This is a genomic window from Paraburkholderia sp. FW306-02-B (genome assembly GCF_058782725.1).
Map to the genome: position 1 here is coordinate 2,536,522 of NZ_JBYSXZ010000002.1, position 25,221 is coordinate 2,561,742.

Consider the following 25,221-nt stretch of genomic DNA (forward strand, 5'->3'; position numbering starts at 1 on the left):
ACATCCATCAATTCAACCGCAGACGTCCCGCCAGATACGCGAGTTCAGCACGATTGCCGACGCCGTACGTTTTGCGCAGCAGCCGCAAGTGATAGTCGACGTTATGCACGCTCGTATGCAGACGCAGCGCGATCTGCTTGTCCGACAAACCGGATGCGATGCACAGCAGAATCGCCCGCTGCCTTTCCGACACCGCTGTCGCCACGGACTGCTGCGCAAGCGCGCGCCGGTATCCGGCGGCGAGCTGATGAAGCGACAAGCCGAGCCCGAGCGTCTGGGCGAGAATGCTGCTGTCGATCCATCCCTGTTTCGGGTTCATCGACGTGAAACTGACGATCACCTGGAGATCGGTCGACGGAACCGGCAGGCCGAGCATGATGCCCGAGCGCATGCCGTCGGCGTCCATTTCCTGCAAGAAGCGATTCGCGCGCGGATCGCGTCCGCGGCTGCGGCATGCCTTGTTCAGTTGCCCAAGGTCCCACACGACCGGTGGCGCATGCACCCGGCCGATAGCGAGTCGCGGATCGACTTCGAAGTAGCGTTCGTGGAAGTAGTTGCCGCGAAATTGCGCCGGCACCAGGCCCTCCACCATGAAGGCACGCGCCACCCGCTCCTTGACGACCTGCAGCGTCACGTAGGCCACCGTATTGAAGCCGATGATGCGCAGCAAACCCGCGAACAGCCGCATGCGCTCCGCCGGCGTGGCCGCGGACGCGAGTTCGCGGATCAGATGCGACTGCGCGCCCGAGCGGCGCGCGGCGGAATCGGCCGCGAGATCGCGGTCCTTGTGCCAGATCAGTTCTGGCGGGCCGTCGGCGTTCGGCGGCGCGCCCGCTACGGCGGGCTGCTCGCCGGCCGGGTAGCGTTCCTTATCGATCGACGGTACCGAAAAGCCATGCATTTGACTGCTCCGGTGAACGTGAGAGATCTCACCATACTCTCGTAAATTGAAAACGAAGTAACATCGCCGGAGTCCAAAAGGCCTCTTCGAGCGAACCATGTTTGATACCGTTCTTCTGCGATCTTTCGTCACCGTCGTTCAGGAAGGCGGCTTCACGCGCGCAGCGAGCCGTTTGCATCTGACTCAATCCGCGATCAGCGCACACCTGCGGCGGCTCGAAGAACAGGCCGGAAAAAGCCTGCTGTTTCGCACGACGCGCTCGGTCACGCTGACGTCCGACGGCGAACTGCTGATGGGGTATGCACGTGCCATCCTGGCCCTCAATCACGATGCGCTGACACAACTGACCCGGGTGTCGCCCCAAGGCCCGGTGCGCATCGGGCTCTCCGAGGACATCGTCACCACGCCATTGATGCAGGCGCTGCAAACCTTCGCTACCAGCCACACCGGCGTCACGCTCGACGTCAAGGTCGGCATTCCCGCCCACCTCCTGCAAACCATGGACGAAGGCGACCTGGATCTGGTGATCGGCGGTCGCTGCCACGACGGGCGCCCAGGGCGCCTGCTATGGCGCGAGCCGCTCATCTGGGCCTTCGCCGAGGGCGCTGCGCTCGACCCCGCGCTGCCGGTGCCGCTGGCGTTGTTTCCCGAACCCTGCCCCTATCGCGAAGCGGCGCTTACCGCGCTCGCGCAGGCCGGCGTCGGCTGCCGCATTGCGATGGTCTGCCCGAGCAGCGCGGGTCTGCGCGCCGCCGCACTGGCCGGGTTTGCCGTGATGCCGGCCGTGCGCGGCCAATTGGGGCACGGACTTCGGGCGCTCGCTAGTGAGGCGCGACTGCCGGCGTTGCCGAAGGTCGAATTCACGGTATTCGCGGCGCCTGGCGCCGAGCCTGCTACCGTCGATGAAATCTGCGACGCGGTGCTGCCAACCCTTGGCGATCCGAACTAATTTTCCGCGCGCTAACCAGCGAGCACGCCGCATCAAAAATCCCTCGCCAACGCGCGCGCGGCGCTCAGCGCCGCCGTGCGGTCCGGCTCGCCGTCCGCTCCGAAGAGCGTTTTCTCCACCACGATCGGATGCACATCGGTCACGCCGACAAATTTCAGCCACATTTCCATGTAAGGCCGTTGCAAGTCGTATTCGCGCGCCGGCGTGAAAGACCCCGGCGACGCGTAGTCGAGTCCACGCGCGTAAACCACCGCCGCTTTCTTGCCGGCCAGCTTGCCTGCAAATCCCGCACCGTCGAACGTGAACAATACGTCCTTCTGCGAGATCACGTCGATCAGCTGCTTGAGGCGGTACGGTATGCCGAAATTCCACAGCGGCACCCCGAACAGCAGCTTGTCAGCCTCGTGAAACGGCGCGGCAAGCGCTTCGATTTGCCGCCACGCCGACGCTTGCTGTGGCGTCAACGCGTCGCCGCGCAGGCCGGCGTATTTCGCAGCCAACGCATCGCCGTCGAACTCCGGCAACGTCAGTGCCCAGATGTCGAGTGTCTGGACGGCGTGGTCGGGATGAGCCGTTTGATACGTGTCGAGAAACGCCCGGCACACTTCGATCGATGCCGAATGCTGCTTGCGCGGCGAACACTCGATGTATAGCAGCTTGGGCATGGCGTTACGCTCCGCTCCTGGGATGAATGATGAGACACCAAGGTCGAGACGACAATGTCGCCCGATGCGTAGAGGGTATGGCCAGCGCCCCGTATGGACAAACGAAGAAAACCGGCTCGATTAAGTGGGTTTGGTGATGAATGGCGCAACACCCGCCGGGATCGCGCGGAAACGCATCATCTGACCATTTCCGCGACGAAAATAAAACTACGGATGTTCGCTGATACGGACGATTGAAACAGCGCCGCTCCGGCGCCCGTCCGGCGCGTGGGGCGGAACGGGCGCTGGTCGAAACGCGCAGGCCATGCGCTAGTGTTGCGGCTGCGGCACGTTCACCCGATCGCCCGGCACGATCAGGTCCGGATCGCGCCCTTCACCCGGCTGCCGCGGGGTGAACGGGTTGCCGTCGAGCAGTGCCCAGTCGAACTGCGGGTTCGGCGGCTCGAGCTGCGCGAGCGTATCGCCGTTGTCGGCAGCGATGTCCCAAAGCGTATCGCCGGACTTGACCGTCACCACGCGCAGACTTGGCGTGGGCGTGGGCGTGGGCGTTGGAGTAGGCGTGGGCGTCGGCGTGGGTGTTGGCGTCGGCGCGGGGGTCGGAGTCGGCGTTGTTCCGGACGGCCCGCTGCCCGGTTTTTTCTTCTTATCGTCCGACGGCGTAGCCGCGCTCTGGTTCAGGAACAACGGCGCGGCCGTACCGACCACGCTCGACAGCAACGAACCGATCCCCAGCGCGAGCAGCACAGCAGGCTTTTTGCGGAACCTCGAATCCGATGCGGCGCGCGCCGGCAAGCTGGTATCCACATTCGTCAGTTGCACCGGCTTGCTGCGCGCGCTGCGGGTCGGCTTGCCGGCACTGCGCGTCTTTTCCAGCAGGCTGTCGGTCAGATCGCCCGGTCCCTTGCGCGACGCGACATGGGCGTCGCTAGCGAGAAACTTCCCGTTCGATCCGGCCACGGTCAGCGACTCGGCCGTCACTTTTTCGCGGGGCAGGAATCCTCCCTTGCCGTCGGCTTCATGCCAGTACAGGCCGCCGTCCGCCGAATATTTCGCATACCCGAGGATATCGCCGGTTTGCAGCTTCCCCGCGGTCGATGGACGGAACACATAGATGTGGTCGCCGCCCCTAGCGACATAACGCGGATAGTTCGCGAGCGCCACATTGAACGCACTGGTCGCGAGGTCGGTCGCGATCGTCAACGGCGAACCGCCGTGACTGATGGTCGACACCGCGTCGGTGAGATAGCCGGCCACGAACAGGTTGGTGCTGAGCGGCGACAGCAGTTTTGCCGAGAGCGTCTTGATCCCGGAGGTCGCCTCGTGCGGCACACTGCCCGCCCGGGCGCTGGAGATGTCGAGCGAGCCGTCGACGATCGAACTGCCGAACCCGATCGTGTTGAACAACGCGCCCCATTTGCCGAACCCACCGAGCGTGGCGAACTTGTGTGCCGCGAGCGCCATGCTGCCGCCCCACGTCGCAATCGACACCGTCCGCACCACGCCGCCGCGGCGGGTCGCCGGATGCAGGCGGCTCGCGTCGGTCGTGGCAATCCCGCTGTCGAGCTTACCGCCATGCGCGCCTTCGATGTCCTTCAAGGCCGCGGCCTGCAGCGCCTGGGTACGCGCGTCGCCGGTTACCTCGGTGTACAGCGGATCGTCGGTCTTGAGACCCTGCAAACTTTGCGTCAGCGACTGCACGGCCTTCAGGTTGCCGGCCGGATTGCCGAAACCGTGCGCCGCATCGGCGGCGTCGAGGATCTCGGTCGCTTTCAGCGCGTTGCGCACATCGGCACCCGGCGACGCATCCGCGACGCCCTTCGCCGTATTCGCATCCGTTACCGCCTGTTCGGCTTGCCAGCGCCGGTCGATCTGCAGCAGATCGCCGCGCCAGTCGTTGCCGGTCTCGCCGGCGGCCGCGTTCAGTTCGCTGGAGAGCGCCTGATGGTAGGCCTCGTCGTCCTGCGCGATCTGCTGGGCCGACGCATGGCTCGCCTTGTCCTTCTGCAAGGCCGCATAGGCGCTTTGCGCCTGCTGCGCGGCGGCGGGCAGATCGGCGGTCGGTTTAACATCGACCGTCAGTGCCTTCAGCGCCGCCTGCTGCACCGGGTCGGTGAAAATCTTCAGAGCCGCCAGTTGCTGCGCGGCGGTTTTCAGCGGATCGTCGCCGGCCTTGTGATTCGGATCGGCGACGATCTGGTCGCCCTTGATCGCCAGCGCCGCTTCGTCGAGCGCCGTTTCGTCCTGTTCGTTGCCGCCCAGTTGCACGCGCGCCGCGTTGACCGCCTCAGTCAGCGTCATGCCGCCGTCGAGGCCCTTCTGGATCGCCGCGCGTGCGTTCGCCGCGGTGACCGGCGGGTTGCTGGTGCTGCTATCGATGACGAGCGGGCTGTCGCTGAGCGCTTTGGCCGCGGCATCCAGCGCGGCGCTGTCGAACTGGTGCGTGAGACCGATCTGGCTGGCCGCCTCGGTGATCGCATCGACCTTCGGGTCCTGCGCATTCTGTGCTTGCTGATGCGCGGCGTTGTACTGCGCCTGCATCAGGATCACCGCGCGCGCGAGCGCTTCGCGGCTCAGCTGCGCGTCGGCTTGCTCAGCCTTCCTGACGGCGTCCTGCAAAGCCGAAGCATCGCTGGGCGACTTGTCGCCCAACGCTTTTTGCACCGCCTGCTGGGCGGCGGACACGTCGTGAGTCGAAGGCGGGGGTGGTGGTGTCGGCGTGACGCTGCCGCCTCCATCCATTGCCATGAGCATCGTCGTTCTCCCAGTCGGGCGGCCCTGCCGCGCCATGCCGGCGCCCACGCAGCAGCCAGCTGCCGGAAGGGCGCCTTCAGGAGTCTCAGGCTAGGGGATGCGTCAGACGGCGTCCATACAGGAGATTCGTAGTTCCGGCGCCGGAAGGCTGGTGGGCACTGAAAAGGGAACGTGAGGCGGCGGGTAGCGCGGCGGCAGGTGTGGCGGGCGCGACGCTTCTAGAGGTCGCTTCAGAAAACGGAAGATAAAGCACTAAGCTCGGCGACCCTTCGATAGTTCAGGCGCCGTCCGGACAGGCGGCCGCGCAAAGCACGGGGGAGACTCGGAAACTGTCGGCTGTGTTCACAACTTCTCGTTCACGATTGGTCGCCGTCGGTCGCAGGGAACCCGTCCCCGACAGGACGCCGACGCCTGTAGGTGACCGTCATGGATGGCAGGGATGAATCCGCCTCTGCAACAGGATGCGCGCGTCCTGTTCCTCGGCCTCCCTGTCGAGCGTCTTACGGAACCGGCCGGCTTTCTCCGGCTGGCCCGGCCGCAGCCCCGCAGCGTTACCGCGCCATTCGAAGCTACGGCGATCCTGCGATCGACGGGCATGCTCATCGCTTTCCATTCGTTATCCTTAGACTCCACCTAACCTGCAACGGCCATGCAGTGACCACATAGCTATCAGAAGTGCCGCGCCAGTCATGACGCCGGCTCATCGCGCAGATACCACACGACCGCGTTGCCCTTCGGGTCATACTCCGGCCCCGGCATCGGCTCGCCCATCTCCATCCACACCGTCTTTTGAAGGGAAGGGCTGTGCCAGTCGCCGCTGCGCGGGCAGTGCTGCCCCACCCACGCGCTGATCATGTTCACGCGCGGCGGCAGCTCAGCGGGCGGCAGCGGCTCGGCCGGCACGCTCGACTCGACGGCATATTCGTTCACGCTCTCATCAACCTTGTTGAACTCGATCTGGTCCGGATACGGTGGCCAGATCCCCGGCGCGTCGAACCGTTGCGACCACAGCTCGCTCGTGCGCCCGTTAAAGCGGATCTCGCCGGTCATCGAACCGATGTGGAAACTCGGCATCGGTGTCAGTCGCATCGGTTTGAGCACGTCGCTCACCACCTTATACAGCGGCGGGATACCGTCCGGCACCGGCCCCAGCGTCGGCTGGTCCCCGGCATGGATCACGTACGTTTGCCCCGCCTTCCAGACCTGCACGCCCGGTGTCCCGCTCAGCGTGTCCCAGCCCGCCTTGCCGATCGTGGTCGGAAAATCTTCATCGAAAAACGTCAGCCAGTTCATGCCCTTCAGCGTGCGTTGCAACTTGGTGCGCAAACCGTATCCATCTGATACCACGTCTAGCCCGAAATAGCGTTGCTGTAGGTCGAATTCGTCAGCCAGCGACTCGTCACTTTGATTTGGAAGCAGCGATGCAAGGCCAGCGCTACCGTGCCTTGGGCGCAACTGCTCGCAGCAGAACCGCATGAAGTCGGTGAACAGCTTCGGCTGACCTTCCGGCCCGTACACCACCTCGACTGGCATCGCGAAATTCAACCACGATAGCGTCGGACTTGTCCCTGTTGTCATCCACTTTCGAGCTGTGAGTGCCCTGACGTAGCAGTCACTAGCTTCGTGCGTGGACTGTCCACCAGAAACCTCCCAGTCAAGCTCATCGTCCGGGTCCATCGTTCCGATGTATTCTCGGATCGAGGGAATCTTCTTCTTGCCGCCTATCATGAGCGCGCGACGGCTCACATCCTCGGTGGGCAGCACCCACAGCAGGCGCTTCGCGAACAGCCGCTCGAACACCTCGAAACATTGCGCGACCGCGATCCGCTTCTCGCGCGTCTCGCCCTCCTGGAAATAGAATGTGCCCGACAGCCCCACGCACAGCTTGCGCAGGCCACTGTCGGCGTCGTTATAGATGAAGTCGTTCTCGTACTTCAGGTATTGCGTCCACAGGTCCATCTGCGTTTCCTTGATCTCAATGAGCGGCGCTGCGCCGGCCAGGTTCACGGCGTCGCCGTGCGGGCCACCACCAGCAGCAGCGGCAGGGCCTCCGGAGCCACCGCCGTGACCACGAAGGTCACCGCAATCACGCCCAGCACCTTCGCGCCCGTCTTGAGGTAGTCTGCCAGCGGCGTCGGTTCCCGGTATTTGTCGTACAGGTACGGCATCGGATGCGCGTCCACGTAGGCATTATGTTCGCGGATCTCGCGCAACTGCCGGGTCTTGTCTTCCGCCGTGCGGTCCTGCGGCAGCGTGACGGTCGCAGGCTGCTTCTCGCGCTGCTCGCACGGCCTGCATTTGCACAGGCCTGGCGACATTTCCTTGAGGCGATGCGGATCGCCCGCTATTGCTTGATAGGCTTCGCGCTGCCCCGCCCTCCAATCATCGGGAGGAAACTTGACCTCGACCACGAACTCGATGTTCGGCTGCTCCAGGCTGAAGTTGTGCATGTCCCTGACAATGATCACGTCGGGGATACGCAGCAGGCCCTTTTGCGGCTTGCCTGTCAGGTCCCCCGTCGTGAACACGCCGTCACGCATCGCCACGCCCAGCGGAAACGCGCTGGGCCGGACCGGCTCGTCGGCCGACATGAGCGGCATCGGCGGCAGGCCTCGCGTGAAGTACGGAACCATGTTGTAACCGACCTCGCCCTTGTACTTCCAGACCTGGTGCGCGGCGTCGCACTCGCGGCGAATGCTGTTCGACACGCAGCGCTGTTTCAGTACCTGCCCGTTACTGGACAGTTTCGCATTGCAACTGCAATGGCAGATGTGGTCGCAGAGGTAATCGGTATCCTCGGGCGGCAAAACAGGGATAGTCTTTCCCTGGGGGGTTGAGCGGGTGCTTGAGCGCCCGGCTTGGCGATAGGTCGGTTCAGCCATGAGTTGGATTGACAGTGATCGTTATGCGTTGCCGTCCACATCGTCAAGGTGACGAACGTGATAGGTATCGGTCGTGCCTGACGTATCGGGGATATGCGCCTGCACGGGCTGGCTGACCGGCGTCCACACTTCACCGGTGCGCCCGTGGGCATTGGTGATGCCTTCGGCCACGTGACCGTTGCCGGCATCGAGCCGGTACGGAAAATCCGCGATCGGCTCGCCCGTGCGATGGTCCACGAACGTGACCCATTCGCTGGTCACTTCCCCTGTCGGCAGCTCGGGCAGGACGAGCGGCTTTGTCTGCGCGCTGTCCGTCTGATGGTCACCGGCATGCACGCGGTGCGCGCCATTCGTGTAGACGGTGTAGCCCTCATCGGCGCTGATCCGCACATACGTGCCCCCGGCGTGAAGGGTGATCTCCTTTGCTGCCTTCAGGTTGATCGAGTCAGTCAGGCTCATCAGGTCGATGACCTTCTGCGCGATGATCTCGATGTTGTCTTTCTGCGCCTCGATGCGCACCTTGCCCGATGCCGCAATCAGCTTGATGCCGAGCTGATGCACGAAGAGCGAGAAGCCTTCGCGCAGCGTCGCAAAGAACGATTTGCCCGCCGCGAGGCCGACATGACCGCCCGTTGTGAGAGCAAGGTTTTCCTGGCTCGCAATATCCGTGCTGCCCGCCGTGGTCAGTTCGGTGCCATCGGCACTCGCGATCAGCAGATGCCGCTCGGGCAGCTCCGGAAACGGGGTGTCGTCGGTCGGCGTACCGCCGCGTATGCCATCGTTCTGCGCCTTGATCGCCCGCGTCACCTCGCTCTGATCCGCGTCCTGCTGCTGCGCGCCATGCCGCTGCGCAAGACCCGTCAGGCTCTCGTGAAGATCGCGCGCCTGCGTGAGCCGCGCGACCGTCTCGCTCATGTCCTTCGCGTGCCCCTGCGCATCACGCCGCGCCTCGGTCGTGATCAGCAGCCCCATCGCGGCGCGGATCACGCCCCACAGGTCGGTGCGAAGATCAAAGCCCTTGCCGCGCGCGTCCTGCCGGCCCTTCTTGCCGACGATGCGCCGCAGGAAACCCAGGCTCAGCTGCGACGCGCCGTAGTCGCTCGCCAGTTGCGTCTGGATCTCGCCCTGCGTGTCGTCAAACGCGAGCCGGCCAGACTGGCCGGTGTTGCCCAGTTCATTGCTGTTGACGCCGGACAGCGCATGGTTGTCCGGCAAGGGCCAGGATGGCTCGTTGAACGCGTTGGCCACGCTGCCCGTGATGATCGGCAGGTCGGGGTCGTTGTTCACGTAGCCGACCATGACCTCGTGCCCGATGCGCGGCACGTACTGCGCGCCGAAGCGGTTGCCCTGCCACGAGGACGAGACCCGCAGCCAGCAGCTTGAATTCTGGTCGTTCCCGCCCTGCCTGTCCCACGGAAACTGCACCTTCACACGTCCCAGCGCATCGGTCCAGATTTCCTGATTATCCGGTCCCGTCACGATCGCGGTTTCCATCGCACGCGTGGGCTTCGCCAGCGTCTGCGCGCTGCGGAATACCGCGTTGGCCGGCTGGATCTCGAACTCCGTCACGCACTGGTAACGTGCGCCGCTGCCGGCCGGCACGGTCGCCTCATCGGGGTTGCGGATATCGAGCGTGGCCGACACCACCACGTATTCGCGATTGGCCGACTTCTGCGGATAGTGGGTGAGATGGAAGGTCCGGGCCATTTCCAGGCCGCGCAGGTTGCCTTTGCCCGTCGCGCGCAAGCCGGGACAGCGCAGCGCATCCATGCGCACGCGCGCGAGCATGTCCGCCTCGTCACGCGGCTGGTTCGGTGTGCCGGACAGTCCCGTCACGCCCGCCTGCGGCTGCGCATGGTCGCCCCACACGTAATGCCCGGCATGGGCGAACGCCGTATCGCGCGGGTCTTCGTGCTTCACACCAAGATCGGCGCGCGGCCGGGTGTAATCGTAGTCGGTCAGCGTCACAGCGCCAGGGGTCAGGCCATGCACGAATAGCCGACGCGGATGCCGCGATGGGTGCGCTTGCCGGTGGCGATGATGGGAAAGGTTCCGCCGCACTTCGGACACTCGACCAGATGCCCCTCCAGCGCGACGGAAATGCCCATGTGCTTCAGATCGGGGGCCGCCTCGATGACCTTGCCGCCGTGGTCGGTGATATCACCGAGCCGCGCCATGTCGCGGCCGTCTTCGTCGTTCATCTCGCGCTCCTGATTGCAACCGCCATGCTTCATCGCTCCGGAGCCAGCATGGCGGGAGTGGTTGATGCGTGCAGTGCCGGAAAAGCCGTCTGCCCGTCCAATGGATAACCAGGCCGGGTCAGGGACGTGACGGTGGAATGAAGGTGGTGCGGGAAGGTTGAATCCGCCCGATCGCGGCGAGTTGTTCAGTACGGGACATCACGAGCATTCCTTTTTATTACGCTGCGATGAACCTAACGGATTCAGAAGAAAATTTCCATGAGGAAAATCTGATTCCGATTAACGTTGACAATAATTCACAGTCCTTACGTTCTTTTACCTTCTGGCGGTGATGACCGACGCGACCGAATCAAGAAACGCTGACATGAGGTCGCGTCGGGGACAGCTTGGAAAGCAAGCGACCCAAGCTTCAGGAAGTCGCCGCAGTGGCCTGAATTTCCCCGCCTGAAGCTTCTGGCTTTGCCGCCATACGTAATCGCCCGTCAGATTGATATGTGCCCAGCCAGGAGGCGAAAGATACGGCAATAGCCCGGCGTCGGACTGCTTGCTTCGGGCCTGTATCGCCTGGACGGTCCGCTCGCCCGAAGCCCGACCCAGAAGGGCGTCGCCCGCTTAACGTGCATTATTTTCCGTTTTCTGAAGCGACCCCTTCTAGCGACTACGCGCCCGAATGTGCGGACAGGAAGCGGCACACCGCGGTATGCATCGATTGCACACCGGGGCTCGATCCGAGCGCGCGCCAGCAGCCATGCACGAGTCCGATGCCGATCCACCACTCGGCCTGGCCGCCTGCCGCGCTGACGCGCTCGGCGAAGACGCGCGCATCGTCGCGTAACGGATCGTGTTCGGCGCCGATTGCGAGCGTCGGCGGCAGACTGTCGAAGCGGCTTGCGTCGAGTGGGATGGTCCATGCCGGCCGCGGCACGCCGGATGCGGCGTCCGTTAGCTTGCCCCAGTAGAGATCGCGGAACGCGTGGACGTCGGCGAGCGTGAACATCGGCGCGTGCGCTTCGCTCTCACGCGCGGGCAGTTGCGGCTCGATGCCGAGCATCGGATAGATCAGTGCGAGCCCTTCTACGCCCCGAATACCGCGGTCGCGCAACCGCATCGCGACGCTGGCGGCGAGATTGCCGCCGGCGCTGTCGCCCGCGAGTTGCAGCGGGCAATCCTGGTTCTGTAGCGATGCGAAAGGCAGACGGCGTTCAAGCGCAGCGAGCGTGACTTCCAGACAATCGTCGTGCGCGGCAGGCGCGCGGTGCTCGGGGGCGAGACGGTAATCGACCGCGATCACGTCGAGACCCGTATCCGCTGCAAGACGCGCGGTGACGAGTTGATGACTGTCCAACGATCCAACGACGAAGCCGCCGCCGTGGAAGTACAAAACGGTGCCGCTGCTGTGTGTGCTTGCCTTGTTTCCCGTGTTTCCCGTGTTCCTCATATTCCGATAGAGACGCAGCTTGATCGGATGCCCCGCGCGCGCTTTGAACACGGCGTCTTCGGTGCTCACATCCGGCGGCAACGGCGGCGTGAACGCTGCCGCATAGCGGTCGTAAATCGCGCGCTGCTCAGGTGGCGGCAATCGCGCGGTATGCGCCGGATAGATCGACGCAGTCCGTTCGATGAACGCGGCGATGGCCGGCTCAAGCATGCTTGCCCTCGCCTTTCGGCGCTTTGACCGGCAAGCCGATCGCGCGGCCCGCGAAGCTGGCCGGCGGCAGCGCGGCATGCGCGTCGGCCAGCGCCCGCACGCGCGCTTCGACGTCGGGGTCGAACGGCGCCGCACGCGGTCCGCTCGTATCCACATGCAGCAGCATCTGCTCGCCGGCGGCTACGGGTTCGGCGCCGTTGTCGGCGAACATTTCAAGGTACAGGTGCAAACGCTTCGCATCGTGCGCGAGCACTCGCATGTCGACGCGGACCTGCGCGCCCTCCTTGATCTCGTGCAGATAGTTGATATGTGCTTCGAGCGTATAGACCGAGCGGCTGCGCGCTTTGCGCACGGAGTCGGGCAAGCCGATCTGGTCGATCAGCAAGTCCGTGGCGAAGCTGAAGATCAGCATGTAGAACGCGTCGCGCAAGTGGCCGTTGTAGTCGACCCATTCGGCGCGCACTGTGTCGCGGTAGCTGGGCAACGTGATGCTGTTCGGCATGTGCAATGGTTTCCTTCGTCCGTATAGGCTGCATCGGCCCGCGGCGAGGTTCGGCCGATGCAGGGTGCGCTTCTTTCGCCACGCGTTACGCGTTACTCGTCCGGATGCAAACCGTGGCGCGCTTTAGCTTCGCTGATCGCCGTCAGCACGCTCGTGATGCAGTCGTCGCGATAACGCTCGAGTTGCTTGATCGAGCGCGGACCAACCTGTTCGGCGGTGCCGTCCACGACGCGATCGATCAGTTCGTCGGTGAGCGTCGGCGCCACCAGTTTAGTCCATGGCAATGCCAATGCCGGGCCGAACTGCTGCATGAAGTGGCGCATGCCGGCATCGCCGCCGGCCAGCGTATACGTCAGGAACGTGCCCATGAACGACCAGCGGATGCCCGCGCCGAAGCGGATCGCGTCGTCAATTTCGCCGGTGCTCGCCACGCCTTCATTGACCAGATGCAAGGCCTCGCGCCACAACGCTTCGAGCAGACGGTCGGCGATAAAGCCGGGCACTTCCTTGCGTACCCGCAGCGGCCGCATCGACAGCGAACGATAGATGTGCAGCGCGGCGTCGATCGTTTCCGGCGCGGTGCGCTCGCCGCCGAGCACTTCGACCAGCGGCAGTAGATACACCGGATTGAACGGATGCCCGACGATGCAGCGCTGCGGATTGACAGCGCGAGCGTAGAAATCGCTCGGCAACAAGCCGGAGGTCGACGATGCAATGACGGCGTCGGGCTTCGCCGCGCGGCTGATCTGCTCGTGCAAGGCGAGCTTCAATTCTTCGCGCTCCGGCGCGCTCTCCTGAATGAAATCCGCCTGGGCCACACACGCTTCGATCGTGCTGACGAAACGCAGGCGCGCTGGCGAAGCGCCTTTTGCAAGTCCCACACGTTCGAGCGCCGGCCACGCATTCGCGACGTTCTCGCGCAATTGCTTCTCCGCGCCGGGCGCCGGATCCCAGGCGACCACATCCAGACCATGCGCGAGCGCGCGCGCCACCCAGCCGCTGCCGATCACGCCCGCCCCGATCGCTGCGAATGTTTTGATATCGACGATTACTGCCATTGCTGACGATCCTTTGCCTTAGGGTTTTTCAAATTCAGGTTTTCAGATGCGAAACACGTTGGAAACCGTGTTGACTCAGGCGTACTGTTCGGCCGCACGGCGTTCCAGCTGCCGCTCGCCACGTGCGGGCAAACCGAGTTTCCTGCGTCCTTCCGCGGGTGTCAGCGCACGTCCGCCGAGCCGCTCGACGATCTCGACCGCGCGCTGCACCAGCGTGCCGTTCGTTGCATGCACGCCTTTGTCGAGCCAGATGTTGTCTTCGAGGCCGACACGCACGTGGCCGCCGAGCAGCATCGCCTGCGCGACCATCGGCATCTGCATGCGGCCGATGCCGAAGCCGGCCCACTGTGCGCCGGGCGGCAGGTTGTCGGCCATCGCCTTCATCGTCGTCGTGTCGGCGGGCGCGCCCCATGGAATGCCCAGGCAAATCTGAAACAGCGGCGGCGCATCGAGCAGCCCTTCCTTGAGCAGCTGCCTGGCGAACCACAGATGTCCCGTGTCGAAGATTTCCAGCTCCGGCTTCACACCGAGTTCCTGAATCCGCTTCGCGCCGGCGCGCAATTGCGCGGGCGTGGATACATAGATGTAGTCGCCGTCGCCGAAATTGAGCGTGCCGCAATCGAGCGTACAGATTTCCGGCAGCAGTTCCTCGACATGTGCCAGCCGCGTCAAACCGCCCACCAGATCCGTGTTGGCGCCGAAGCGCATCGGCTCTTCGCCGGGACCGATCTCCAGGTCGCCGCCCATGCCGGCGGTGAGATTGATGATCACGTCGGTGCCCGACGAGCGGATCCGGTCGACCACTTCGCGGTACAAATTCGGATCGCGGCTGCCGCGCCCGGTCTTCGGGTCGCGTACGTGGCAGTGGGCGACCGTGGCGCCTGCCTTGGCCGCTTCAATCGCGGCTTCCGCGATCTGCTTCGGCGTGACGGGAATGGCCGGGTGCTTGCCGACCGTATCGCCTGCGCCGGTAACCGCGCAGGTCACGATGACTTCATGATTCATGCGTGCTAAATCCTGTGAATTGAAAATGCGCGTGTCGAAGCTGGCTCGCCTCAGCGGCTCAGCGCCTCAGCGGCTCAGTGGCCCTCAGTGGCCTTAAGTCGCTCAGAGACCGAGATACGCCTTCACCGCGGGCAGGCCGTCCTTGCCGTCATAGGTCTTCACACCGGCAAGCCATGCATCGAGCACTTGCGGGTTTTTCTTCAGATACGCTTTGGCGGCCTCGGTGGGTTTTTCCTTGTTCATCACCGACTGCATCACGACGTTTTCCAGTTGCGTCGTAAAACGCAGATTGCTCACGAGCTTGCCCGCGTTCGGGCAACGCGTCAGAAAGTCGGGGGACGTCAGGGTATAAACGCGTGCTTCGCCGTCGTTCGGGCCGAACACGCCGTCGCTGCCGGTCAGATATTTCATGTCGATCTGGATGTTCATCGGATGCGGTTCCCAGCCGAGAAACACCACCCACTTCTTCTCGCGGATCGCGCGATCCACCGACACCAGCATGCCGGCTTCACTCGATTCGATCAGCTTGAAACCGCCGAGGCCGAACTGATTGTTCGCGATCATTTTCTGAATCGCCGCATTCGCGCTGCTGCCCGGCTCGATGCCATAGATCTTGCCGTCGAGTTCCGCGCGGTGTTTGGCGATGTCGGCGAACGTCTTGAGCCCCGCGTCATATTCATAGGTCGGCACGGCGAAGGTCGCTTTGGCGCCGGTCAGATTCGGCGGTTGCAGCACCTGAATGGATTTTGAGTCGACGAACGGCGCGATGGCCTTTTCCTGCACGGGCCACCAGTAGCCGAGCGACACGTCGAGTTGTTTGCTCTTCAGGCCCGCGAACGAGATCGGCACCGAAGCGACAGTGGTGACCGGCTGATAGCCGAGCCCTTCGAAGACCGTCGACGCGAGCGCCGTAGTCGACGTGATGTCGGTCCAGCCGATATCGGCAAAATGCACGGCCCGGCAGGCGGCCGGATCTTGTGCGAACGCCGGCACGGCAGTGACGGCGGCGGCCACGCAAGCAAGGCGGGCAAGATGGGCAAGCAAGGCTTTGACGCGTAACTTCATGACGTTCCCCCTTTGGACACGTTTTTGCAGCGTGTTTCGAATCAGGCCGCGGACAGGCGGCCCACCAGACATGCGTGATACGGCTCGAGGTACTGAATGAATCCAGGAGTGAAGTAAAGGTAATGCCCCATATTTCCGCCGAAGCGTCCGCCAGCGACCCGTTCTTGCCCGCCTGCGACCATGAGGGAAAACCAGCATGGCGCGCGATGCAGCGCAGCATAGCCGCCGCGATGAATTTTGGCGTGCCTTGCCGGCCCGCGCGCGGCTTGTTACGCTCGCCGAAGACCCCGCGTCGGGAAGCCCGGCGCCCGGAGGCCCGGCGTCCGGCAACCCCACGTCCGGCCTACGTTTTTCCTCTGTCGAGTCCCCTCACGATGCCCGAAGATATCTCGTTCCTGCTGCTACCGGGCTTTTCGGCACTCGGCTTCATGTCGGCGGTCGAGCCTTTGCGGGTCGCGAACCGCTTTCGCGGCGATCTCTACCGCTGGCACATTCTGAGCCTCGACGGCGCGCCGGTGGCGGCCAGCAACGGCATTTCGATGAACGCGGAGGCCGCGATCGGCGATGTCAAAGCGGCGCAGACGCTCTTCGTCGTGGCGGGGTTCGAACCGCTCGCCTGCTATACGCGCGCGCTGGGCGATTGCCTCAAGCGCCTCGACCGCGCAGGCGCGACGCTAGGCGGAATCGATACCGGCAGCTTTATTCTCGCGGAAGCCGGCCTGTTTGGCGGCTCGGACAGTTTGACCGTGCATTGGGAAGCCCTGTCGGCATTCCGTGAGCGTTACCCAGCGTTGGATGCGAGCCAGGAGCTATTCGAAATCGGCGCGCGGCGCATCACCTGCGCGGGCGGCACCGCGTCGATCGACATGATGCTCGATCTGATCGGCCGCAAGCACGGCGCGGCGCTGGCCTCGGCGGTGTCGGAGCAGTTTGTCGTGAGCCGGATCCGGCAACGCTCGGATCATCAGCGGATGGAGATTGCCGCGCGCTACGGCGTGCACAACCGCAAGCTGATTCAGGTGATCAGCGTGATGGAGCAGCATATGGAAGAGCCGCTCTCGCCGGATCGACTCGCGCAGGAAATCGGTGTGACACGGCGGCAACTGGAGCGGCTGTTCTGCGCGTCGCTGAAGGACACGCCAACGCATTTCTATCTCCAGTTGCGGCTTGGCCGCGCGCGCGAGTTGCTGCAACAGACCGATATGTCGATCACGTCGATTTGCGTCGCCTGCGGATTCGAATCGCCATCGCATTTCTCGCGGACTTATCGCGCGCGGTTCGGGACGAGTCCGAGAAGCGACCGGAATGCGATGGGGGGTGGCGGTGGCGCGCCGTCAGGTACTGCGGCGCACGCGCCGGCTCCCGCATTATCGGAAAGCTGATCCGAACGAATGCGCAGTTGCGCCATCGCATAGACCCACTCATCGCAAGCCGCCCACACTACGCCCGTTAAAACTGGGCAACGTACTGTTCATCGGGTTGAAAGTGGTCTCCGGCTTTGGGGGCGCGCTCAGGGCACCGTTGTTCATATAGGTGTTGCGCACGATGGGCGGCAAATAGAAAAACTTCCAGCCGCCATAAGTCTTCTGGTTTTCGAAGTCCTCATCGCGCAGCGGAAATCCCGCCAGCTTGATCGGTGCATCGGTGGAACTGCTGTAGATGCCGAAGAAGCGATCGCCCTGTCGCATGAAGACCCAGTCGTTCTTCCCTGTGACCGGATCCGGATAGGCGCGGCGCAGATGATGCAGGGGCGTCGGAAAGCGCGTGTCGTCGAGCAGATCGTCGATCGAGGCGGGGAGCACCCGTCCTGCGCGGTAGTAGCGAAGAATCGCCAGCCGGTACTGGTCGCCGACGAACAGTAGCTGTCTCTCCTGTTCGCGCTGCCGTTCCAACGACCACACGTCGAGCGCGCCTGCCAGCGCGATCGACATCAGCATCAACGCAATCAGGAGCGCCAGCAGAACAAGTCCGTCCTCGCGCGTGGTGACGGTGCGCAACCGCAGCCGCTGCCTGTGTCGTTGTCCGGCACGCCGCGCCGTGCGCCCACGCGGATGCATCGGCCAGGCCACCTCGTTCATTGCGCGGCTCCCGCCTGATCTTTGGAGCTCCCCTGCGGGCTACTCGCCGGCGCGATGTCGTATACGCCCGTCTTGCTTTCGTCCGGCGACGCAATCGCCGCCCATTTATCATCGCCGTTGACAGGGTCGACTGGAATCGCACGCAGATAGTGCTTCGTCACCAGTTCGTCGAGCGTTTCCGGATACTGGCCGTTATCGCCGTAGTATTTGTCGATGGCGTCGCGCATCACCGCGACGTTCTGCTGACGCACCTGTTCCTTGCCGCGGTCGATGCTGTGCATATAACGGGGCAAGGCGATCGTCAGCAGCAGTCCGATGATCGCCATCACGACGACCAGTTCGATCAACGTGAAGCCACTAACTTTGCGCGCGTGAACGGATTTCATGATGCACGTCACCACTGTTTGTACGGAATGCCGTTGATGCCGACGCGATCGGTTTTCGACGTCACGTCGAAAACATCCTTGCCGGCCCGGGAATTGTCGACAGACTCTTCACCGCCCTCGCCCGGGTTCGGCGGCTCGCCGAAGGCGCGCACGTTCCACGTGTCTTCCGCCGCGACATCCGCTTCGCCCGTGAAAAACGGATCGCGCGGCACCCGGCGCAGAAACATCAGCAGCCCGCCTTTCGGGTCTTTTGCGTTCTTCACGCCGGTCACCATCACGGTGAGCGACGGCGGATAGCCGGAGGCGTCGGCCTCCCTTTCGATCAGACCCGTATCGCTCGCTTCCTTATAGGCGTCCAGTGCGGTGCGAATCTCACGCAGCGCCGCGCTCAGTTGCTGTTCCTTCTGACGCTGCACGATCAGCTCCGAGAACGGCATGATCGCGAGCGCGAGAATGCCCACGAGCGCCAGCGTAATGACCAGCTCGATCAGCGTGAAGCCACGCTGACTGGCGCGTCCCCGGACGCGCAAGCGAACCGCATCGAGCTGGACATTCATGGCTCAGTACCCGTTCTGAATCGGACGCAGCGGGTTGTCGCTCGGTATATCGCCCGGCGGCATCACGACGTTCGACGGCGGAAAGGCGGACGGCGGAGCCGGTGCTTGAGCGGGTGCCGGAGCCGGCGCTTGAGCCTGAGCGGCGGCCGGCGCCGCATTCGCTTCACCGCCCGGCGCGGCCCCGGCGCCGCTCGGCTCCGCCCCAGGCACCGGCACCGCGGCCGGTGGCGCAGCGGGCGCTGCGGGCGCACTCGGCTGCGGCGAGAACCGGCCGCCGTATGGCACCGGCGGCGGCGTCGTGCGCGGTGCGGGAGGCAACTGCCCAAACGCGCTGCCCGGCGGCGCCGTTGTGCCGGGGCCCGCGGCGCCGGCATGCGGTTCGCGTGGCGCGCCTGTCGTGCCGCCGCCGACGTTGCCCGGCGTCCGCGCCGCCGGAGCCGGCAGCTGTTGAACCCCTTCGGCGCCCACCGGATCGAGCCGCAGTTGGTCGGCGTGCACGTTGACGTCGGTGCCGGACCACAACTCCTGCGTGTCCGCGTCGGCGGAAAGCTGCGGACGTATGATGTGCGGCGTGATCTGCAGCACGATTTCCGTCTTCAGGTGATCGCCGTTGTGGTCCGAGAACAGGCGTCCGAGCACGGGCAGTTGCCCGAGGCCCGGCACCTTGTCCGCCGTCGTGCGGTCCTGATCCGAAATCAGGCCGCCGAGAATCTGGCTCTCGCCGTCTCTTAGCCGCAGACTCGTCGATGCGCTGCGCGTGCCGATCTGATAAGCGAGCGACGTGAGACCCGTCTGCGAGTTGCTGCTGGAAATCGTCTTGGTGATGTTGCTGACTTCAAGGTTGAGCTTGATGCCGACATCGCCGTCACGATAGACCTGCGGTTCCACTTCGAGCTTGATGCCGACGTCGAGGTACTGAATCATCTGCGCGTACGACGGCCCGCTCGTGCTCGGTGTGCTCGAACTCGAAATCACCGGCACTTTATCGCCGATCAGTATCCGCGCCTTTTCTTTGTTACGCGCGCGGATGCGCGGGCTCGCCAGCAGGTTCGCGTCGGTATCGCTGAGCTTGAAGTTGGCCGTCGCCGACAGGCCGCTGACATTCAACGCGTTGATCGGCAGGTGATGCAATGCGCCCCACGTGTCCGCCGTGGACGGCGTCGCCACCGAGAACGAATTCGGCCACGCGATACCGAGGTCGGTCAACCGGTCGTGGGACACTTCCAGCACCTGCACTTCGAGCATGACTTCCGGTTCCGGCAGGTCCTGCGCCGCGATCATCTCCTCGGCAACCCGCACCGTGTCCGGCGTGCCGCGGATCGTCACAGTGTTGGCACGCTCGTCGATGACGACTTCCTTGATCTTCAGCAGGCTCTTCAGCAGCCCCTGTATCTGCTTGGCATCGACGTTCGACAACTGGAACGTGCGCACTTTCAGCTCCTGATATTCGAGCTGCTTGGCGGGGGTGGCCGGGTAGATGAAGAGCGTATTCGCGTTGAGCTGCTTCTTGTCGAGCTGGTTCTGCATCAGGATCATGTCGACCGTGTCCTGCAGCGACGCGTTCGTGACGAAAATCGTCGTCTTCAGGTCGGCGCGGACATCGCGGTCGAAGATGACATTCAGGCCCGAGGTCCGCGACAACGCTTCGAAGACCATGCGCACATTCGCATCGCGAAACTGCAGCGTAACCGGCGTGCGCATGATCGAAGACGCGGCAATATTCTCTTCCTTCGCCGAGCGTTGCTGCCTGCGCTTATCATCGATTTCCTTGAGCATCTGCAGCGCCATCGCGTTGGTCGGGTTCTGGGCGAGCACACGGTGTATGCGTTCCGACGCCAGCGCGTACGAACCGCGCTGCATCATCCGGTCCGCTTCCTGCAGGGTCGCCAGATCGCGGCGATCCTGGTCGAGCGCGGCGCCGATCTTGCGTCCGCGTTCGCTGGTCGGATCGATCTGACTCGCCGCGTAGAGCTTCTGGACGGCCAGATCGAACTGATAGTTCTTGCGCAATTGATCCGCTTCATCGAGCAGCGCATCGGCCTGGTGATTGCGATCGCGCAGATAGTTGATCTGCAGCTCGGCGTTGTTCGGCTCGCTCTGCCGGGTCGGCGGATTAATGCACCCGCTGAAGGCGAGCGCGACCGCGATCGCCAGTGCCGAGCGCTTCCTTGTGGCCCAGCTGAAAGCGGGACGATCGTCACGAGACAGTCTGTCCGGCGACAGGTGTATCGACGAGCCGCCGTCTCCGATGCGGCTTCCACCCCGGTTGTATGCGGCTTTCATTTATTTTCCTTCGCTTGCGTGGATAGCACCTGCCTCTCGTTCAGCGGCAGATAGGTCAGCACCACGTCGTTTTCCGAAATCGACTCGACGCGATACTGTCCATCGACGACCTCACCCGGCGAAACGATCAACAAGCGGTCGCCGCTACTGAGGAACACCTGCGGTTTCGCCGCTTTTGCATCCAGCTCGCCGAGGTAGGTAAAGGGCACGGGCGGCGCAGTGGGCGGCGCTACGGGCTCCGCAACGGGCGGTGCTTCCACGGGCGGCGGTGGTGGCGGCAACCATGACGACGCCACAAACGGATTGTTCGCCGACTCCAGAGACAGCCGCGCACGCAGCGCGACGAGCCTGTCGCGCGGCGTCGGCGCCGCCTTGGCGGCCTTGGCGGCCTTGGCAGCCTTCGCGGCACTTGCCGCGCTGGCCTCATCTACCACATGCGCCGCGCCTTCACGATGCATGGCGACCGTCCGGGCATGCACGTCATCGCGATGTGCGCCACTGGCCGCAACCACCGCCGGCGTCTGCATCGCGGGCGCCAGCTCGCGAAAGCTCAATCCAGCGGCAACGATTCCGCAGAAGGTGAGCAACACACGCCTGACGAGATCGGATTTCATGGCCGCGCTGCCCGATAGATGAGTTCGAAGCGCACGCGTGCATCGAGCACGTTGCCGTTCACGGCGGGACGCTCGACATGGATTTCGCGCAACGCCGCGTTCGGCACGTTGTTGAGCACGGATGCCAGAAAACGCCGGATCGAACCGTACTGATCCTTGACGGGCAAGAGCATCTGATAGCGGACGAAATGCGCGCTCGTATCGTTCGTCACGAGATACTCTGCCGAGCCGAGCGTCAGATTGCTGTCACGGGCCTGGGCGAGGATCGTCGCGATGTCGTCGGCGCTCTGCGCGAACCCCGGAAACAGTTCGGGCAACGTATTGAGCGCGACCGTTTCCACGGCCGCGGACCGTTCGGCCGTTGCATGACGGGCCTTTGCAGTCTGCGCGAGCGACGCCGGATCGCTCAGTTCACGCGTCTGCCCTTCCACGCGCGGAATCGCCGCCGCGACTACCACGGCCGCACCGAGCAACAGCATGCCTAGCAGGCCGGGCAGCCCAAGGGAGCGCTGCAGTTCGAAGCGTAGGGTGAGCAGCCTGTCCTGCAACTGATCGCGGTTCATGATTTTCCCCAGATGGCGGTGATCTGGAAGCGCACCGGCGTGCCGGGCACGTTGGTCTCGATGACGTGATCGTTGAGCACTGCTTCACGCAGCAGCACGCTGGCCTGCAGATACCTGAGATACGCGATCATCGCGTCGAAGTTCTTCGCTTCCGCGGTGATGCGGATCTGGCTTTGCGCGGGGCTCTGATCGATACCGATGAGTGCGACGTCGTGATCCGGATAGTCCTCGACGATCGACAGCAGGTCTTGCCAAGGCACCGTCAATTCGCGCAGGACCGCGAGACTCTGGCTCTCCGCCAGTCTGGTGGCCGGCGTCTGCTGCACCGTGAGCGGATGTTTTGCAAATAGCCGATGGCGTTGCATTTCCTGTTCCGATTGCACGCGGTCGTTTTCGCGGTATGCATGCCAGAGGCGTTCGCAGCACACGAGCAGAAGCAAGCTGGCGACGCACAACAGCACGACGCCCACAGGTGCAGTGAGCGCGCGGTGCCGCCCGAAATCAATGTGAAGGCGGGGAATCATCGCGCGGCCTCCATTAGACGATGCGCGACCGACGTATCCATTGGCGGTTGCGCGGGCCGCAGCGTCGTGAAGAAGCGCCCTTCGAACGGCGCCGGGTCGATCTCGAGGCCGTACAGATGGATCCGGCAGTCTTCGCGCTTGCCGCTGGTTCGGCTCGCGAGGCGTTCGAACGCCTGCTCGGCCCGCGCCGCGATTCGCTCCGGATCGCTTGCGTCGCCGGGAAAGAGGCGCTGCGCGTCATAGGCGACCCAGCGGTTGTCTTCGACCAGTACCGCCTGCAGCAGCGTATCCGCGACGAACAACAGCATCGCCGCGTCGGCGCCGGCAGCGGCTTCGACACGATTGAGCATTTCCGGAAGACCCAGCTTGATGCACCGGATGTCGACGCGCGCCGCCGCGCCCGCGTCATGGATACCGTCGTGCAGCGTGCGGGACATTGCACTGGCAAACACCGCGCGGCCGCCGCGCTGCACCGAAAAACGCACCTGCACCGACCCGGCATCGATCCCGTACAGATCGGCGAAATGAGCCAGCACGACTTCTTCGATTTCGCGTGCGCGCAGCGTGCGAAAGTCGCCGCGCAAGATCGCGTGGCTCGCCCAGAAATCGTCCAGCACGATACGTGCGCTGCGCTTTGACGTGCCCTTCTGCCCGGCCGGCGCAGGGTCGGCGGTCAACGCGATCTTCAGCGCGTCGAGTACGCCCGCTTCGGTGAAACACTGCTCGTCCGCTATCGCAATGCTCGCGGGTTCAGCAGGCGTGGAAGTTTTGCGCTGCAAACGTATCCAGCGAGGCGCCGTCGCGCCCACGACCAGCTCGCGTGTACCGACGCCGATGGCAATCGAACCAAGCGAACCGCCGATGGCTAGCCGACTATTCAACCATGGTGACACGGTTGATCTCCTCAAGTGTCGTTTCGCCCCGCATCACGAGCGCGACGGCGGCCGTGCGAAGCGTCTGCATGCCATACCGAAACGCCGCTGCCTTGATGTGCCCGAGCGGCGCGCGCTCCGACAGCAGTTGCCGCAGCTCATCGTTCATCCGCAGCGCTTCCGCAATCGCGCGCCGGCCGCGATATCCGCTGCCGCGGCACGCCGCGCAGCCGACGCCGCGGCGAAAGCGGTAGCTGCCCGCGGTATCCGGATCGATGCCCGAACGAACCAGCGTGTCCGCGTCGACCGTGTCGTCCACCACGCAGTCCGCGCAGCATTGCCGCAAAAGACGCTGCGCGATTACGCCGTTCAGTGCGGACACGAAGCTGTACGGATCGACGTCCATATTGGTGAAGCGGCCGATCACGTCGAACACGTTGTTCGCGTGCACCGTGGTGAACACCTGATGGCCGGTCAACGCCGCCTGCACGGCAATCTGCGCCGTCTCCGGATCGCGGATTTCGCCGACCATGATCTTGTCGGGGTCGTGCCGCAAAATCGAGCGCAGTCCGCGCGCGAACGTGAGGCCTTTCGCTTCGTTGACCGGAATCTGCAGGATGTCACCCAGTTGATATTCGACCGGGTCTTCGATCGTGACGATCTTTTCGAGGCCGTCGTTGATCTCGGTGAGAATGGCGTACAACGTCGTTGTTTTACCGCTGCCCGTTGGCCCCGTCACCAGTAGCATCCCGTAGGGCATGGACGCGACCGAGCGCATGAAGCGCGTATCGTCTTGTTGAAAACCGAGTGCCTCGAGCGTCAGCCCGCCTGCGGCTTGCGAAAGCTGATAGCGGTCGAGGATCCGCAGCACTGCGTCCTCGCCGAACTGGTTCGGCATGATCGAGACGCGGAAGTCGATCTCGCGGCCCGCGTACACCGCCTTGAAGCGGCCGTCCTGCGGCACGCGCCGCTCGGCGATGTCGAGTTCGGAAATGACCTTCACGCGCGACAACACCTGGTCCGCGACGTCGCGGCCTTCGGCACGGCCGACCACGGTCAGCACGCCGTCCACCCGGCACTTGATCATCAGTCCGTTCGCGCGGCATTCGAGGTGGATGTCGCTCGCCATCATCTTCAGCGCGTCATAGATGGTGGAGTTGAGCAGGCGCACCACTGCGCTGTCGTCGCTGCTGATGCCTTGCAAGGTCAGCGCGAGCGAGGACGGGTCGGCGGCATGCTGAACCTGATCGTCGAACGCGAGCGAATCCATCGCCCGCACGTCTTTCTCGCGCACGGCGAGCCACGCGGCAAGATCGCCGACGCTGGCCAGCGCCCAGCTATACGGCACGGTCGGCCGCGAGCGCATGCGGTGTTCGACACTGCCGCGCGTGCGGGCATCGAGCGGATCGGCGATCACGAACAGCAGCGCGCCGTCTTCATCCGGTTGACGAAAACACACGCACAAGCGGGTGCTCGCCTCGACGAACGGAACCACATCGAAATCCGCTTCGAGCCGGTTCAACGCCTGCATGCCGATCGATTTCATGCGGAACTGCTCGGCAAGCTGCACGACCATCTCGTCGGCGCCGAGCGCTGACTGCGTCATCAATTCCTCCAGCGCGCGAATGCCGGAGCCGTGCCGCTCGCCGAGCGCGCGCAGCGCGTCGCGCAGCTCAACGCTGGGGCTTTCCGGTGTCGCGCTGATCGTGTCCATGCG

At 64.1% G+C, this 25,221-nt stretch carries 24 protein-coding genes and 1 pseudogene; 2 read left to right on the forward strand and 23 right to left on the reverse strand.

The annotated features are described in order from the left end of the window. Positions 1–7: 7 nt before the first annotated feature. Positions 8–901 carry a helix-turn-helix transcriptional regulator gene (locus tag AC3WOG_RS32700; RefSeq protein WP_492581876.1) on the reverse strand — a complete coding sequence of 298 codons (894 nt, stop codon included), beginning with the start codon at positions 899–901 and terminating at the stop codon, positions 8–10. Between the two features lie 97 nt (positions 902–998). Here AC3WOG_RS32700 and AC3WOG_RS32705 point away from each other — a divergent pair, with 97 nt between their 5' ends. Next, the gene (locus AC3WOG_RS32705; RefSeq protein ID WP_492581877.1) at positions 999–1,850 is read left to right on the forward strand and encodes a LysR substrate-binding domain-containing protein; all 852 of its coding nucleotides are present in this window, start codon (positions 999–1,001) and stop codon (positions 1,848–1,850) included. A gap of 32 nt (positions 1,851–1,882) precedes the next feature. On the opposite strand, the gene AC3WOG_RS32710 is transcribed toward AC3WOG_RS32705, so the two are convergent. The 13 genes and pseudogenes from AC3WOG_RS32710 to AC3WOG_RS32770 form a co-directional block, all read right to left on the reverse strand. After that, on the reverse strand, positions 1,883–2,515 hold the full coding sequence (locus tag AC3WOG_RS32710) for an FMN-dependent NADH-azoreductase (RefSeq protein ID WP_492581878.1): 633 nt from the start codon (positions 2,513–2,515) through the stop codon (positions 1,883–1,885). Positions 2,516–2,824: 309 nt separating this feature from the next. Then, a complete protein-coding gene (locus AC3WOG_RS32715; protein ID WP_492581879.1) occupies positions 2,825–5,266 on the reverse strand; it encodes a LysM peptidoglycan-binding domain-containing protein in 2,442 nt (813 codons plus the stop codon). 424 nt (positions 5,267–5,690) lie between these two features. After that, positions 5,691–5,879 (reverse strand): hypothetical protein, encoded by a 189-nt coding sequence (locus tag AC3WOG_RS32720; RefSeq protein ID WP_492581880.1) that lies wholly within the window; start codon positions 5,877–5,879, stop codon positions 5,691–5,693. A 74-nt stretch (positions 5,880–5,953) separates the two neighbouring features. Continuing rightward, positions 5,954–7,273 carry a type VI immunity family protein gene (locus AC3WOG_RS32725; protein ID WP_492581881.1) on the reverse strand — a complete coding sequence of 440 codons (1,320 nt, stop codon included), beginning with the start codon at positions 7,271–7,273 and terminating at the stop codon, positions 5,954–5,956. Then, a complete protein-coding gene (locus tag AC3WOG_RS32730) occupies positions 7,270–8,148 on the reverse strand; it encodes a VRR-NUC domain-containing protein (protein WP_492581882.1) in 879 nt (292 codons plus the stop codon). The genes AC3WOG_RS32725 and AC3WOG_RS32730 overlap by 4 nt, the downstream gene beginning before the upstream one ends. A 21-nt stretch (positions 8,149–8,169) precedes the next feature. Further along, entirely contained in the window at positions 8,170–10,140 is a 1,971-nt protein-coding gene (locus AC3WOG_RS32735; RefSeq protein ID WP_492581883.1) for a type VI secretion system Vgr family protein, read from the reverse strand. Beyond that, the gene (locus AC3WOG_RS32740; RefSeq protein ID WP_492581884.1) at positions 10,128–10,349 is read right to left on the reverse strand and encodes a PAAR domain-containing protein; all 222 of its coding nucleotides are present in this window, start codon (positions 10,347–10,349) and stop codon (positions 10,128–10,130) included. The genes AC3WOG_RS32735 and AC3WOG_RS32740 overlap by 13 nt, the downstream gene beginning before the upstream one ends. A gap of 315 nt (positions 10,350–10,664) precedes the next feature. Further along, positions 10,665–10,928: pseudogene (locus AC3WOG_RS32745) on the reverse strand (hypothetical protein); the annotation flags it as partial. Between the two features lie 79 nt (positions 10,929–11,007). Further along, positions 11,008–11,997 (reverse strand): alpha/beta hydrolase, encoded by a 990-nt coding sequence (locus AC3WOG_RS32750; protein WP_492581885.1) that lies wholly within the window; start codon positions 11,995–11,997, stop codon positions 11,008–11,010. Further along, positions 11,990–12,499: a thioesterase family protein gene (locus AC3WOG_RS32755; protein WP_492581886.1), complete on the reverse strand. Its 510-nt coding sequence runs from the start codon at positions 12,497–12,499 to the stop codon at positions 11,990–11,992. The genes AC3WOG_RS32750 and AC3WOG_RS32755 overlap by 8 nt, the downstream gene beginning before the upstream one ends. Positions 12,500–12,591: 92 nt before the next feature. Further along, complete coding sequence (locus tag AC3WOG_RS32760; RefSeq protein ID WP_492581887.1) at positions 12,592–13,557, reverse strand: L-carnitine dehydrogenase; 966 nt, start codon at positions 13,555–13,557, stop codon at positions 12,592–12,594. A 75-nt stretch (positions 13,558–13,632) separates the two neighbouring features. Continuing rightward, a complete protein-coding gene (gene cdhC, locus AC3WOG_RS32765) occupies positions 13,633–14,562 on the reverse strand; it encodes a 3-dehydrocarnitine:acetyl-CoA trimethylamine transferase CdhC (RefSeq protein WP_492581888.1) in 930 nt (309 codons plus the stop codon). 102 nt (positions 14,563–14,664) lie between these two features. Further along, entirely contained in the window at positions 14,665–15,627 is a 963-nt protein-coding gene (locus AC3WOG_RS32770) for a choline ABC transporter substrate-binding protein (RefSeq protein ID WP_492581889.1), read from the reverse strand. Between the two features lie 374 nt (positions 15,628–16,001). Here AC3WOG_RS32770 and AC3WOG_RS32775 point away from each other — a divergent pair, with 374 nt between their 5' ends. Beyond that, positions 16,002–17,009 (forward strand): GlxA family transcriptional regulator, encoded by a 1,008-nt coding sequence (locus tag AC3WOG_RS32775; RefSeq protein WP_492581890.1) that lies wholly within the window; start codon positions 16,002–16,004, stop codon positions 17,007–17,009. A gap of 39 nt (positions 17,010–17,048) precedes the next feature. Here AC3WOG_RS32775 and AC3WOG_RS32780 read toward each other — a convergent pair whose 3' ends face one another. The 9 genes from AC3WOG_RS32780 to AC3WOG_RS32820 form a co-directional block, all read right to left on the reverse strand. Continuing rightward, positions 17,049–17,705, reverse strand: coding sequence for a type II secretion system protein (locus tag AC3WOG_RS32780; protein WP_492581891.1), 657 nt, complete (start codon positions 17,703–17,705; stop codon positions 17,049–17,051). Continuing rightward, positions 17,702–18,091: a type II secretion system protein gene (locus tag AC3WOG_RS32785; protein ID WP_492581892.1), complete on the reverse strand. Its 390-nt coding sequence runs from the start codon at positions 18,089–18,091 to the stop codon at positions 17,702–17,704. Before AC3WOG_RS32785 ends, AC3WOG_RS32780 begins: the two co-directional genes overlap by 4 nt. Positions 18,092–18,099: 8 nt before the next feature. Next, positions 18,100–18,648: a type II secretion system protein gene (locus AC3WOG_RS32790; protein WP_492581893.1), complete on the reverse strand. Its 549-nt coding sequence runs from the start codon at positions 18,646–18,648 to the stop codon at positions 18,100–18,102. 3 nt (positions 18,649–18,651) lie between these two features. After that, positions 18,652–20,931 (reverse strand): secretin GspD/PilQ domain-containing protein, encoded by a 2,280-nt coding sequence (locus AC3WOG_RS32795; protein WP_492581894.1) that lies wholly within the window; start codon positions 20,929–20,931, stop codon positions 18,652–18,654. After that, positions 20,928–21,458: a hypothetical protein gene (locus AC3WOG_RS32800; protein ID WP_492581895.1), complete on the reverse strand. Its 531-nt coding sequence runs from the start codon at positions 21,456–21,458 to the stop codon at positions 20,928–20,930. Before AC3WOG_RS32800 ends, AC3WOG_RS32795 begins: the two co-directional genes overlap by 4 nt. Positions 21,459–21,541: 83 nt before the next feature. Beyond that, positions 21,542–22,108 (reverse strand): hypothetical protein, encoded by a 567-nt coding sequence (locus AC3WOG_RS32805; RefSeq protein WP_492581896.1) that lies wholly within the window; start codon positions 22,106–22,108, stop codon positions 21,542–21,544. Then, the gene (locus AC3WOG_RS32810) at positions 22,105–22,632 is read right to left on the reverse strand and encodes a PilN domain-containing protein (RefSeq protein WP_492581897.1); all 528 of its coding nucleotides are present in this window, start codon (positions 22,630–22,632) and stop codon (positions 22,105–22,107) included. The genes AC3WOG_RS32805 and AC3WOG_RS32810 overlap by 4 nt, the downstream gene beginning before the upstream one ends. Further along, on the reverse strand, positions 22,629–23,525 hold the full coding sequence (locus tag AC3WOG_RS32815) for a hypothetical protein (protein WP_492581898.1): 897 nt from the start codon (positions 23,523–23,525) through the stop codon (positions 22,629–22,631). The genes AC3WOG_RS32810 and AC3WOG_RS32815 overlap by 4 nt, the downstream gene beginning before the upstream one ends. Further along, positions 23,506–25,218, reverse strand: coding sequence for a GspE/PulE family protein (locus tag AC3WOG_RS32820; RefSeq protein ID WP_492581899.1), 1,713 nt, complete (start codon positions 25,216–25,218; stop codon positions 23,506–23,508). The genes AC3WOG_RS32815 and AC3WOG_RS32820 overlap by 20 nt, the downstream gene beginning before the upstream one ends. Positions 25,219–25,221: the final 3 nt, after the last annotated feature.

Bases quoted from the DNA above. Each gene is read 5' to 3' on its own strand.
- AC3WOG_RS32770 (WP_492581889.1), bottom strand. From the start codon at position 15,627: ATGAAGTTACGCGTCAAAGCCTTGCTTGCCCATCTTGCCCGCCTTGCT.
- AC3WOG_RS32710 (WP_492581878.1), bottom strand. From the start codon at position 2,515: ATGCCCAAGCTGCTATACATCGAGTGTTCGCCGCGCAAGCAGCATTCG.
- AC3WOG_RS32750 (WP_492581885.1), bottom strand. From the start codon at position 11,997: ATGCTTGAGCCGGCCATCGCCGCGTTCATCGAACGGACTGCGTCGATC.
- AC3WOG_RS32760 (WP_492581887.1), bottom strand. From the start codon at position 13,557: ATGGCAGTAATCGTCGATATCAAAACATTCGCAGCGATCGGGGCGGGC.
- AC3WOG_RS32755 (WP_492581886.1), bottom strand. From the start codon at position 12,499: ATGCCGAACAGCATCACGTTGCCCAGCTACCGCGACACAGTGCGCGCC.
- AC3WOG_RS32810 (WP_492581897.1), bottom strand. From the start codon at position 22,632: ATGATTCCCCGCCTTCACATTGATTTCGGGCGGCACCGCGCGCTCACT.
- AC3WOG_RS32720 (WP_492581880.1), bottom strand. From the start codon at position 5,879: ATGGAAAGCGATGAGCATGCCCGTCGATCGCAGGATCGCCGTAGCTTC.
- AC3WOG_RS32800 (WP_492581895.1), bottom strand. From the start codon at position 21,458: ATGCAGACGCCGGCGGTGGTTGCGGCCAGTGGCGCACATCGCGATGAC.
- AC3WOG_RS32715 (WP_492581879.1), bottom strand. From the start codon at position 5,266: ATGCTCATGGCAATGGATGGAGGCGGCAGCGTCACGCCGACACCACCA.
- AC3WOG_RS32705 (WP_492581877.1), top strand. From the start codon at position 999: ATGTTTGATACCGTTCTTCTGCGATCTTTCGTCACCGTCGTTCAGGAA.
- AC3WOG_RS32785 (WP_492581892.1), bottom strand. From the start codon at position 18,091: ATGAAATCCGTTCACGCGCGCAAAGTTAGTGGCTTCACGTTGATCGAA.
- cdhC (WP_492581888.1), bottom strand. From the start codon at position 14,562: ATGAATCATGAAGTCATCGTGACCTGCGCGGTTACCGGCGCAGGCGAT.
- AC3WOG_RS32740 (WP_492581884.1), bottom strand. From the start codon at position 10,349: ATGAACGACGAAGACGGCCGCGACATGGCGCGGCTCGGTGATATCACC.
- AC3WOG_RS32775 (WP_492581890.1), top strand. From the start codon at position 16,002: ATGCCCGAAGATATCTCGTTCCTGCTGCTACCGGGCTTTTCGGCACTC.
- AC3WOG_RS32700 (WP_492581876.1), bottom strand. From the start codon at position 901: ATGCATGGCTTTTCGGTACCGTCGATCGATAAGGAACGCTACCCGGCC.
- AC3WOG_RS32730 (WP_492581882.1), bottom strand. From the start codon at position 8,148: ATGGCTGAACCGACCTATCGCCAAGCCGGGCGCTCAAGCACCCGCTCA.
- AC3WOG_RS32790 (WP_492581893.1), bottom strand. From the start codon at position 18,648: ATGAATGTCCAGCTCGATGCGGTTCGCTTGCGCGTCCGGGGACGCGCC.
- AC3WOG_RS32805 (WP_492581896.1), bottom strand. From the start codon at position 22,108: ATGAACCGCGATCAGTTGCAGGACAGGCTGCTCACCCTACGCTTCGAA.
- AC3WOG_RS32795 (WP_492581894.1), bottom strand. From the start codon at position 20,931: ATGAAAGCCGCATACAACCGGGGTGGAAGCCGCATCGGAGACGGCGGC.
- AC3WOG_RS32820 (WP_492581899.1), bottom strand. From the start codon at position 25,218: ATGGACACGATCAGCGCGACACCGGAAAGCCCCAGCGTTGAGCTGCGC.
- AC3WOG_RS32780 (WP_492581891.1), bottom strand. From the start codon at position 17,705: ATGAACGAGGTGGCCTGGCCGATGCATCCGCGTGGGCGCACGGCGCGG.